This is a genomic window from Secundilactobacillus hailunensis, from assembly GCF_005405185.1.
GTDB classification, from domain to species: Bacteria; Bacillota; Bacilli; order Lactobacillales; family Lactobacillaceae; genus Secundilactobacillus; species Secundilactobacillus hailunensis.
The window spans coordinates 21,199-30,856 of the sequence record NZ_BJDO01000030.1 but is presented as its reverse complement, the minus strand read 5'-3'; the positions used below and the strand labels follow the sequence as shown (position 1 = coordinate 30,856).

Annotated in this window: 19 protein-coding genes; all 19 read right to left on the bottom strand. The window is 42.4% G+C overall.

Annotated features, from left to right (window positions below; genetic code table 11):
* Positions 1-460: 460 nt before the first annotated feature.
* The 19 genes from rplQ to rpsQ all read right to left on the bottom strand — a co-directional run bounded on the left by rplQ (position 461) and on the right by rpsQ (position 9,652).
* Positions 461-844, bottom strand: a complete 384-nt coding sequence (gene rplQ / locus FFM73_RS08585) for a 50S ribosomal protein L17 (protein ID WP_137631346.1) — start codon at positions 842-844, stop codon at positions 461-463.
* A gap of 29 nt (positions 845-873) precedes the next feature.
* The gene (locus FFM73_RS08580) at positions 874-1,821 is read right to left on the bottom strand and encodes a DNA-directed RNA polymerase subunit alpha (protein ID WP_137631345.1); all 948 of its coding nucleotides are present in this window, start codon (positions 1,819-1,821) and stop codon (positions 874-876) included.
* An 85-nt stretch (positions 1,822-1,906) separates the two neighbouring features.
* Positions 1,907-2,296, bottom strand: a complete 390-nt coding sequence (rpsK, locus tag FFM73_RS08575; RefSeq protein ID WP_137631344.1) for a 30S ribosomal protein S11 — start codon at positions 2,294-2,296, stop codon at positions 1,907-1,909.
* 27 nt (positions 2,297-2,323) lie between these two features.
* Positions 2,324-2,689, bottom strand: a complete 366-nt coding sequence (gene rpsM, locus FFM73_RS08570; protein ID WP_137631343.1) for a 30S ribosomal protein S13 — start codon at positions 2,687-2,689, stop codon at positions 2,324-2,326.
* Between the two features lie 28 nt (positions 2,690-2,717).
* Positions 2,718-2,837: a 50S ribosomal protein L36 gene (gene rpmJ / locus FFM73_RS08565; protein WP_089088817.1), complete on the bottom strand. Its 120-nt coding sequence runs from the start codon at positions 2,835-2,837 to the stop codon at positions 2,718-2,720.
* Between the two features lie 46 nt (positions 2,838-2,883).
* Positions 2,884-3,099, bottom strand: coding sequence for a translation initiation factor IF-1 (gene infA, locus FFM73_RS08560; RefSeq protein WP_054653964.1), 216 nt, complete (start codon positions 3,097-3,099; stop codon positions 2,884-2,886).
* A gap of 131 nt (positions 3,100-3,230) precedes the next feature.
* Positions 3,231-3,890 carry an adenylate kinase gene (locus FFM73_RS08555; RefSeq protein WP_137631342.1) on the bottom strand — a complete coding sequence of 220 codons (660 nt, stop codon included), beginning with the start codon at positions 3,888-3,890 and terminating at the stop codon, positions 3,231-3,233.
* 74 nt (positions 3,891-3,964) lie between these two features.
* Positions 3,965-5,278, bottom strand: a complete 1,314-nt coding sequence (secY, locus tag FFM73_RS08550; protein ID WP_137631341.1) for a preprotein translocase subunit SecY — start codon at positions 5,276-5,278, stop codon at positions 3,965-3,967.
* A complete protein-coding gene (gene rplO, locus FFM73_RS08545) occupies positions 5,278-5,715 on the bottom strand; it encodes a 50S ribosomal protein L15 (RefSeq protein ID WP_137631340.1) in 438 nt (145 codons plus the stop codon). Before rplO ends, secY begins: the two co-directional genes overlap by 1 nt.
* A 28-nt stretch (positions 5,716-5,743) precedes the next feature.
* Complete coding sequence (gene rpmD, locus FFM73_RS08540; protein ID WP_054653959.1) at positions 5,744-5,926, bottom strand: 50S ribosomal protein L30; 183 nt, start codon at positions 5,924-5,926, stop codon at positions 5,744-5,746.
* A gap of 12 nt (positions 5,927-5,938) precedes the next feature.
* A complete protein-coding gene (gene rpsE / locus FFM73_RS08535; RefSeq protein ID WP_137631339.1) occupies positions 5,939-6,442 on the bottom strand; it encodes a 30S ribosomal protein S5 in 504 nt (167 codons plus the stop codon).
* A gap of 20 nt (positions 6,443-6,462) precedes the next feature.
* Positions 6,463-6,828: a 50S ribosomal protein L18 gene (rplR, locus tag FFM73_RS08530; RefSeq protein WP_054653955.1), complete on the bottom strand. Its 366-nt coding sequence runs from the start codon at positions 6,826-6,828 to the stop codon at positions 6,463-6,465.
* Between the two features lie 34 nt (positions 6,829-6,862).
* A complete protein-coding gene (rplF, locus tag FFM73_RS08525; RefSeq protein WP_137631338.1) occupies positions 6,863-7,396 on the bottom strand; it encodes a 50S ribosomal protein L6 in 534 nt (177 codons plus the stop codon).
* Between the two features lie 30 nt (positions 7,397-7,426).
* Positions 7,427-7,825 carry a 30S ribosomal protein S8 gene (rpsH, locus tag FFM73_RS08520; protein ID WP_089136099.1) on the bottom strand — a complete coding sequence of 133 codons (399 nt, stop codon included), beginning with the start codon at positions 7,823-7,825 and terminating at the stop codon, positions 7,427-7,429.
* 29 nt (positions 7,826-7,854) lie between these two features.
* Positions 7,855-8,040: a type Z 30S ribosomal protein S14 gene (locus tag FFM73_RS08515; protein ID WP_089088826.1), complete on the bottom strand. Its 186-nt coding sequence runs from the start codon at positions 8,038-8,040 to the stop codon at positions 7,855-7,857.
* 13 nt (positions 8,041-8,053) lie between these two features.
* Positions 8,054-8,596: a 50S ribosomal protein L5 gene (gene rplE, locus FFM73_RS08510; RefSeq protein WP_054653949.1), complete on the bottom strand. Its 543-nt coding sequence runs from the start codon at positions 8,594-8,596 to the stop codon at positions 8,054-8,056.
* Between the two features lie 25 nt (positions 8,597-8,621).
* Positions 8,622-8,933 (bottom strand): 50S ribosomal protein L24, encoded by a 312-nt coding sequence (gene rplX, locus FFM73_RS08505; protein WP_089136098.1) that lies wholly within the window; start codon positions 8,931-8,933, stop codon positions 8,622-8,624.
* 30 nt (positions 8,934-8,963) lie between these two features.
* Complete coding sequence (gene rplN, locus FFM73_RS08500) at positions 8,964-9,332, bottom strand: 50S ribosomal protein L14 (protein WP_054653945.1); 369 nt, start codon at positions 9,330-9,332, stop codon at positions 8,964-8,966.
* Between the two features lie 53 nt (positions 9,333-9,385).
* Positions 9,386-9,652, bottom strand: a complete 267-nt coding sequence (gene rpsQ, locus FFM73_RS08495; RefSeq protein ID WP_054653943.1) for a 30S ribosomal protein S17 — start codon at positions 9,650-9,652, stop codon at positions 9,386-9,388.
* Between the last annotated feature and the right edge of the window lie 6 nt (positions 9,653-9,658).

Here is a 9,658-nt window from a genome sequence, read left to right as displayed (position 1 = left end):
CTTTCCCAAAAGAAGCGCAATTGGAGGCTTGTTTACCGTGGAATTATGAACCTGATCAGCAATTAGTAACTGAATGAAATACAAAAACGGACTAACTCAAATATGAGGAAGTCCGTTTTGTGTTTCAATACGTCCGGTTATAGTGTGCTTACAGATATTGTTTGAAGCTAGGTCAGCATTCAAATATTGGTCAAATAACTAAATAACGACTGATTCCCAAAATGTGGAAATCAGTCGTCATTTTTGTTACCCTAAGAAATTTAATAAAGCTGTGCTCAGCCATTTTACGTGACAGTAAATGAGGACACAAAAAAATCACTCCGAATAAATGGCGCACGGACAAACCGCATTCAAGCTAGACTCGAATTCATCATCATCATAGCGCTTTATACCATAAATTCAGTGTGATTCTATTGCAATCAGCAATAGAGCTGATCACGATTACTGCTTTAAAACTTAATTAGTCAACAAGTTGTAAGATGACCATTTGTGCGCCGTCACCACGACGAGGCATGGTCTTCAAAATACGTGTATAACCACCATTACGGTCAGCATACTTAGGTGCAACTTCGTTAAATAGCTTTTGCAATGCGGTTGAGATTTGGACATTATCGCCATCTTCTTTAACATCGGCAACTACATCACGAAGGAATTTTGCGGCTTGACGACGAGCGTGCAAGTCACCATGCTTACCTAAGCTGATCATCTTGTCAGTAGTAGAACGTACTTCTTTTGCACGGGCTTCGGTGGTCTTGATTTGGCCATGAATTAATAATTCAGTGGTAAGATCCCGAAGTAACGCGCGACGTTGTGAACTTGTTCGTTGCAATTTACGGTAACTCATTACTGGATACCCTCCTTTTTATATTTATACTAATCTTCTTTACGAAGTGATAACCCGAGGTCGTTGAGCTTTGCCTTGACTTCTTCTAGTGACTTCCGGCCTAAGTTGCGGACCTTCATCATGTCGGCTTCAGTCTTGTTGGTCAGCTCTTGAACAGTGTTGATCCCCGCACGTTTAAGACAGTTGTATGAACGAACTGATAAGTCAAGCTCCTCAATCGTCATTTCAAGCATCTTTTCCTTGTGGGTCTCTTCTTTTTCAACCATGATCTCAGCATTCTTAGCTTCATCAGTTAAATCAACAAACATAGCTAAATGTTCAGTCAAAATCTTGGCAGCTAAACTGATTGATTCACTAGGTGTGATTGAACTATCAGTCCAAACATCCATCGTTAATTTATCATAGTCAGTTCTCTGACCAACCCGCGTGTTTTCAACCTGATAGTTAACACGTTCGATTGGGGTATAAATAGAGTCAATAGGCAAAACGCCAATTGGCATATCTTCCTTAGCCTTGTTTCGGTCAGCTGAAACGTAGCCGCGACCTTTATTTGCAGTCATTCGCATATGGAAGGTTGCCCCTTCAGCGACAGTCGCAATATAAAGATCAGGATTGAGAACTGTGACATCACTGTCAGCAGCAATGTCACCAGCTGTAACTTGAGCAGGTCCCTTAACGTCAATTTCCATTGATTCGATTTCATCGTCGGGACCTTCAAGCTTAAGCGAAATCTTTTTAACGTTCAGAATAATTTGAGTGACATCTTCCACGACACCTTCAATAGTAGAAAATTCGTGGAGAACGCCATCAATCTGAATACTTGTGACAGCAGCACCAGGCAGCGATGAAAGCAGAATTCGTCTCAAATAATTCCCTAGCGTAGTTCCATAACCACGTTCGAGAGGTTCAACGACAAATTTGCCGTAATCGTCGCTTTCTTCAATTTTGTGAATGTTAGGCTTTTCGAATTCGATCATTCTTATCTTTTACCCCTTTCAAAACGCGTTGAGCCATATAAATAAGTCCCATCATGTAGTCGTATGCCCACTAAAACGGGATACACTATACTCGACGGCGCTTCGGAGGACGAGAACCATTATGAGGAACTGGAGTTACGTCCCGAATGGCAGTTACTTCAAGACCAGTTGATTGTAAAGCACGGATAGCGGCTTCACGACCTGAACCTGGGCCCTTAACAGCAACTTCAACGGTCTTCATACCATGTTCCATTGAGTTTTTAGCAGCAGCTTCAGCAGCCATTTGTGCAGCAAATGGTGTTGACTTACGGCTACCCTTAAACCCTAATGAACCAGCAGATGACCAAGCAATTGCATTACCTTGCATGTCAGTAATCATAACCAGAGTGTTGTTAAATGTTGAATGGATGTGAGCAACACCAGACTCAATATTTTTCCTTACGCGGCGTTTGCGCGAAGTTTTTCTAGTTGCCATAAAATGTCTAAACCTCCTTTTAGATAATTATTTCTTTCTACCTGCCATCGAAGTCTTTTTACCTTTACGAGTACGGGCGTTGTTCTTCGTGTGTTGGCCACGAACGGGCAAACCACGACGGTGACGCATGCCACGATATGAACCGATTTCTTGCAGACGCTTGATGTTTAAGCTAACTTCACGACGTAAGTCACCTTCAACTTCGTAGCTGTCAACAGCTGCACGAATTTTATCTTCGTCTTCAGGGGCCAGGTCACGGACGCGGACGTCTGGTGATACACCGGTCTCCTTGATGATCTTTTCAGCAGTGGTGTTCCCAATTCCGAAAATGTAAGTTAAGCCAATGACGATTCGCTTGTCACGTGGCAAGTCAACTCCAGCAATACGAGCCATTAAGTTGCACCTCCTATATTATTATGAATTATTTACCTTGACGTTGTTTGTGCTTAGGGTTAGCTGAGCAAATAACCATTACTCGACCCTTACGCTTGATAATCTTACAATGATCGCACATTTTTTTAACAGATGGACGTACTTTCATGAGAATCAAAACCTCCTATTGTCCTAATGCAAACCCAAAAGCCATTTTACTTAAACCGATAAGTGATCCGGCCCTTGGTCAAATCATACGGTGACATTTCAACAGTAACACGGTCCCCAGGAAGAATCCGGATGTAATGCATCCGAATTTTACCAGAAACGTGTGCTAAAATTTCATGATCATTTTCAAGTTTAACCCGAAACATTGCGTTTGGCAGTGTTTCAGTAACTTTACCTTCAACTTCGATGACGTCTTTTGCCACGAATGTACCCCCTTGAGTGTTTTATGACTATGATTAATAGTGCCCGGACTGCCCCAATTTAAAATGAGGCTAACCTGAGTTAGTTTACCACACCATAACTTTTGAAGCAAGAACTTCTATACTGAGGGCATTTAGGCAAGTTGACTAAGAATCGCTTTGATGTCTTTATAGACATCCTGGATGTCACGATCACCATCAACTGTGTGAAGCACGTTCTTCTTTTGGTAGAAATCTACCAATGGCGTGTTCATCTTCATGTTCACGTCCAAACGATTCTTCACAGTTGCAGGCTTATCATCTTCTCGTTGATAGAAGTCATGACCGCCGCAAACATCACAAGTACCCGCAACCTTTGTTGGGTTATAAACCTTGTGATAAGTTGCACCGCATGTCCGGCAAATGTAACGGCCAGATAGTCGTTCAATCAAAACATTAGGCTCAACGTGAATGTTGATAACTGCATCCACATTACGTCCAAGTTCAGCTCCAAACTGATCAAGTGCTTCAGCTTGATCAATTGTTCTCGGATAACCATCTAACATGTAGCCTTTAGCGACATCGTCTTGAGCTAAACGTTCTTTAACGATTCCGTTAGTGACTTCGTCTGGAACCAATTCGCCCTTATCAATAAACTTCTTAGCAGCAAGTCCCATCTCAGTTTCATTTTTCATGGCTTCACGGAAAATGTCACCGGTTGAAATATGCTGAATATCGAAGTCTTCGACAATCTTTTGGGCTTGAGTTCCCTTACCTGCGCCAGGTAAACCCATTAAAATTAAATTCATTGACATATTTGTTTCCTCCTAGCAGTTCTCTTTAATGACAAGATGGTGTGCTGAACCAGGTCATCACACCATTACTCGTCTCATTCAGCTGGACGGGGATCTTGGATAAAACCAACGTAAGTTCGTTTCATCATAAGCCCTTCGACCTGTTGAATCGTTTGAATCGCAACACCGACTACGATAAGTAGACTAGTACCGCCAAGTCCAATCGATTCATTCAGATTCCAAACGTTTTGAGCAACTAGTGGAATCAAAGAAACCAACCCCAAGAACAGTGCCCCAACAGTACTCAAACGCATCAATAAGTTTGACACGTAAACTTGAGTTTCATGACCGGGCCAGACACCAGGAATATAACTCCCTTGTTTCTGTAAGTTCTCGGATAATTTTTCAGGATTAACCTGAACGAATGCATAGAAGAACGTGAACAGAATAATCAAAATCGTATATAAGATTGCTCCGCTCGTCGTCTGCATATTAAAAACATTGGTCAATACTTGATACCAGGTATCTTCGGAATGATTGTTCGCAAACGCCATCAATACGGTCTGTGGCGTTGCAATAAACGAACTTGCGAAAATAACCGGAATAACACCAGCAACATTGACCTTCAAAGGAAGGTAACTGCTATCTGGATCGCCAGAAACACGACGGGTATATTGAATTGGAATTTTACGATCAGCTTGCTGAACCCAAGTTACAAAAGTAACGATGATCAGCACTGCAATCACAACAACCAAAACAATCAAAGCGCCCTTCCACCAATCAGAGGCAGATAACGGCTCAAGATAGGTCTGATATAACTGATAGACACCGGTAGGCATTCTAGAAATGATACCCGCAAAGATAATCATTGAAACACCATTACCCAGACCATGATCAGTAATCATATCACCCATCCAAGTGGTTAACATCGTTCCACCGGTCAAGATCAAACCAATCATCGCATACGTTTTAACTCCAGGGTTCTGCACCAAATTCAAACTACTTAAGGTGTTAAATCCAGCAGTAATCCCAATTGATTGCACAAACGCTAGGATAATCGTTAAATAACGCGTGTGTTGGTTCAACTTACGTCGACCAACTTCACCCTGCTTACTCCATTCTACATAACGAGGCACGATGTCCATTTGTAGAAGTTGGATCACAATTTGTGCGGTAATGTACGGTGAAACCCCCATCGCAAAAATCGAATAGTTGGTTAAACCACCGCCACTGAACATGTTTAAAATGCTAACCAATCCTGAAGACGCAACGCTTTGTAATGCCTTTGCGTTAACTCCTGGTACGGTAATGTAGGAGCCAAGACGAAAGACAACCAAAACCATCAGTGTAAAGAGAATCTTATTCCGAATGTCTTTAACCTTAAACGCGTTTTTCATGGTTGAAAGCATTAAATCACCTCAGTTTTACCGCCTGCAGCTTCGATTGCGGCACTAGCACTTGCAGAGAACTTGTGTGCTTTAACCGTCAGCTTCTTTGAGATTTCTCCGTTACCTAATACTTTGATACCGTCTTTTGCGTTTTTAACGACGCCAGCTTCAACTAATGCTGCAGGTGTTACTTCTGCGCCATCTTCGAAACGGTCGTTAAGCGTTGCAAGGTTTACTAAAGCATATTCCTTACGGTTCATGTTAGTAAAGCCACGCTTTGGGATACGACGATACAGTGGCATTTGACCACCTTCGAAACCAAGACGAGTATTGCCACGAGCCTTTTGACCCTTTTGGCCACGACCTGATGTCTTACCGTTACCAGCAGAACGGCCACGTCCCTTACGCGCACGCGTAAAACGTGATCCTTCAGACGGTTGTAATTCGTTCAACTTCATGAATGAAGGCACCTCCTTATTAATTAATTTACTTTACTTCTTCTACTTTGATCAAGTGGGCAATTTGGAATAATGCACCACGAGTAGCTGCGTTGTCCGGACGAACAACAGAGCTATTTACCTTCTTTAAGCCAAGAGCTTCAACGATCTTACGTTGTTTAGGAAGACGGTGTGCGACACTGTGAATCAAAGTAACTTTTAAATCAGCCATGTTGAGATCCTCCTATTCAGCTAAGTGTTGAACTGAAACACCACGTAAATCAGCAACTTCTTCAGCACGCTTGAGTTGTTTCAAACCTTCAAACGTTGCACGGATAGCGTTGATTGGTGTATCAGAGCCAAGTCGCTTACTTGTAACGTCAGCAACACCGGCCAATTCCATGACGGCACGGACAGCGCCACCAGCAGTAACCCCAGAACCTTCAGCGGCAGGCTTTAACATAATCCGGCCACCATCATATTCTCCGATAACTTCATGCGGAATGGTAGTGCCAACGATTGGAACTAAGATTAAGTTCTTGCGGGCAGCTTCAACAGCCTTACGAATAGCTTCTGGGACTTCTTGAGCTTTACCAGTACCAAAGCCAACGTGACCGTTATGATCACCGACGACAACAAGAGCAGCGAAACGCAGACGACGTCCACCTTTTACAACCTTAGTGATTCGGTTGATCGATACAACGTTGTCTTCAAGATCCAACTTTTCAGGATCAATAAACTTTGCCATTAGTGGTTATTCCTCCTTTTTTAGAATTGTAAGCCGTTTTCACGAGCTGCTTCAGCTAATGCTTCAACACGTCCGTGGTATAAGTAACCGCCACGATCGAAAACAACTTGGGAAACTTTTTTAGCAACAGCACGTTCTGCAACAAGCTTACCAACTGCTTTTGCTTGTTCAGTCTTGTTACCTGCAGCTACTTCACTATCTAAAGTCGAGGCACTGACCAGCGTCACACCCGCTACGTCATCAATTACTTGAGCGTAGATGTTCTTGTTTGAACGGAAAACATTTAAGCGTGGGCGCTCTGCAGTACCAGAAATCTTGTTCCGGACACGCATATGACGCTTTTGACGTGTCTTGTTCTTATCTGGTTTCGAAATCAAAATAGTCACCTCTTTAAATTATTTGTGGAATGCTTATGCAGCATTATTTACCAGTTTTACCTTCTTTAAGCGTAATGTGTTCGTTTTCGTAACGAATACCTTTACCTTTATAAGGTTCTGGTGAGCGAACGGCACGAATCTCAGCAGCAAAGTCACCGACTTCTTGCTTGCTAATACCGCTAATGTTAATCGTGTTGTTGTCGGGAACTTCAACCTTTAAAGTTGAAGGAACTTCGATTTCAACAGGGTTGGAATAACCAACACTTAAGATCAGCTTACCCTTTAATTGGGCACGATAACCAACACCGACAAGCTTCAAAGTCTTAGCGAAACCCTTAGTAACCCCTTCAACCATGTTGTTGAAGTTGGCACGAGTAGTTCCGTGTAAGGCACGGGTCTTGTTGTTGTTGTCTGGACGGTCGAAGTTAACTTCGCCATCAGCAACTTTCATGGTGATGATTGGTGAGAATGTCCGAGTAATAGTCCCCTTAGGTCCCTTTACAGTAACATCATCACCATCGCGTTTAACGTCAACACCATCTGGAATAGTAACAGTCTTATAACCAATACGACTCATTGAGTAGACACCTCCCTGCTTTTTTAAATATTACCAAACGTAGGCGAGTACTTCGCCACCGATTTTCTTTGCGCGTGCTTCTTTATCAGTAATAACACCATCAGATGTTGAAATGATTGCAATTCCTAAACCGTTAAGGACCTTAGGAACAGCATCAGATTTAACGTAAGTACGTAAACCTGGCTTTGAAATACGCTTTAAACCTGAAATAACGCGTTGTTTGTCGCGACCGTATTTAAGAAATACACGGATGATGCCTTGCTTGTTATCATCGATGTATTCGACGTCGCGTACAAAACCTTCACGCTTCAAAATTTCAGCAATGTCGCGCTTCATTTTTGATGCAGGCACTTCCAATGATTCGTGATATACCATGTTGGCATTACGGATCCGAGTTAAGAAGTCTGCAATTGGGTCAGTCATTGACATTAACGTTTATCCTCCTTTGTAATGAAATCTTACCAGCTAGATTTTCTCATGCCAGGAATTTGACCCTTGTGGGCAAGTTCCCGTAAGCAAAGTCGGCATAAGTGGAATTTGCGATAAACTGAATGTGGACGACCACAACGTTCGCAACGTGTATAAGCTTGTGTCGAGTACTTAGCTGGACGCTGACTCTTAACAATTAATGATTTTTTAGCCACAATAATACCCTCCTTACTTAGTAAATGGCATACCAAGCTGCGTTAACAACTCGCGTGATTCTTCATCTGTATTTGCAGTCGTGACAACAACAATGTCAAGGCCACGAACACGGTTAACTTTATCATAATCGATTTCTGGGAAAATCAATTGTTCACGAACACCGAGCGTATAGTTACCACGACCATCAAAGGCGCGAGAACTGATACCATGGAAGTCACGAACACGTGGTAATGAAACGTTAACTAACTTGTCTAAGAAATCATACATCCGTTCGCCACGTAATGTAACTTTAGCACCGATAGCGTTACCTTCACGTAAACGGAAACCGGCGATTGACTTCTTAGCCTTAGTAATCAAAGGCTTTTGACCTGCGATCAAGCCAAGTTCTTCAACTGCTTCATCCAAGTTTTTAGCGTTTGTAGTTGCATCACCAACACCCATGTTTAAGACGATCTTGTCCAACTTTGGTGCTTGCATAATTGAAGAGTAGTTGAACTTTTCAATCATTGATGGAACGATTTCTTTGTTGTACTTTTCTTCTAAACGATTAGCCATTAGTTAATTTGTCCTCCTTCCTTGATTACTTGTCGATGGTTTCGCCGCTCTTTTTAGCGAAACGAACCTTCTTGCCATCTTCTACGCGGAAACCAACACGGGTTGGTTCGTTGGTAGAAGGGTCAAGGAACATCACGTTAGATACTTGAATTGGTGCTTCAGTATCAATGATGCCACCTTGAGGATTGCTTTGAGAAGCTTTTTGATGCTTCTTGATCATGTTGACACCTTCGACGATGACACGGTTCTTATCGTTAAGGGTCTTAGTAACAGTTCCTTCTTTACCCTTATCTTTACCGCTGATCACGCGAACTTTATCACCAGTTTTAATGAACATCCTGTTTGGCACCTCCTTATTTTCGAACGATTAAAGTACTTCTGGTGCAAGAGAAACAATCTTCATATAATCATTGTCACGCAATTCACGCGCAACTGGTCCGAAAATACGAGTACCTTGTGGGCTCTTGTCATCACGGATTAATACCGCAGCATTTTCATCAAACTTGATGTATGAGCCATCGGCACGACGTACACGGGAAGTGGTACGTACGACAACTGCTTTAACGACGTCACCCTTTTTGACAACGCCACCTGGTGTTGCTTGCTTAACAGTTGCAACAATAACGTCACCAATGCTTGCATAACGCCGCTTTGAACCACCCAGAACTTTAATAGTTAAGATTTCCCGGGCACCAGAGTTATCAGCGACTTTTAAACGAGATTCTTGTTGGATCACGTTAGTGTCCTCCTTTCACTTCTAAGTAAATCAGAATACGATAAATGTCGAAACTAGATTGTAACTGACTTTTCAACAACTTTAAGAAGTCGGAAACGAACAGTCTTTGATAACGGACGTGTCTCCATGATTTCAACATAGTCGCCCATTTTGGCTTCGTTGTTTTCATCACGAACTTTGTACTTTTTAGTGTACTTGATCCGCTTACCATATACTGGATGCATTTTGGTAGTTTCAACGGCTACTGTAATCGTCTTTTCCATTTTGTCAGAAACGACACGACCACGGTATGTCTTACGAGCGTTACGTTCTTCAGCCATTAATTA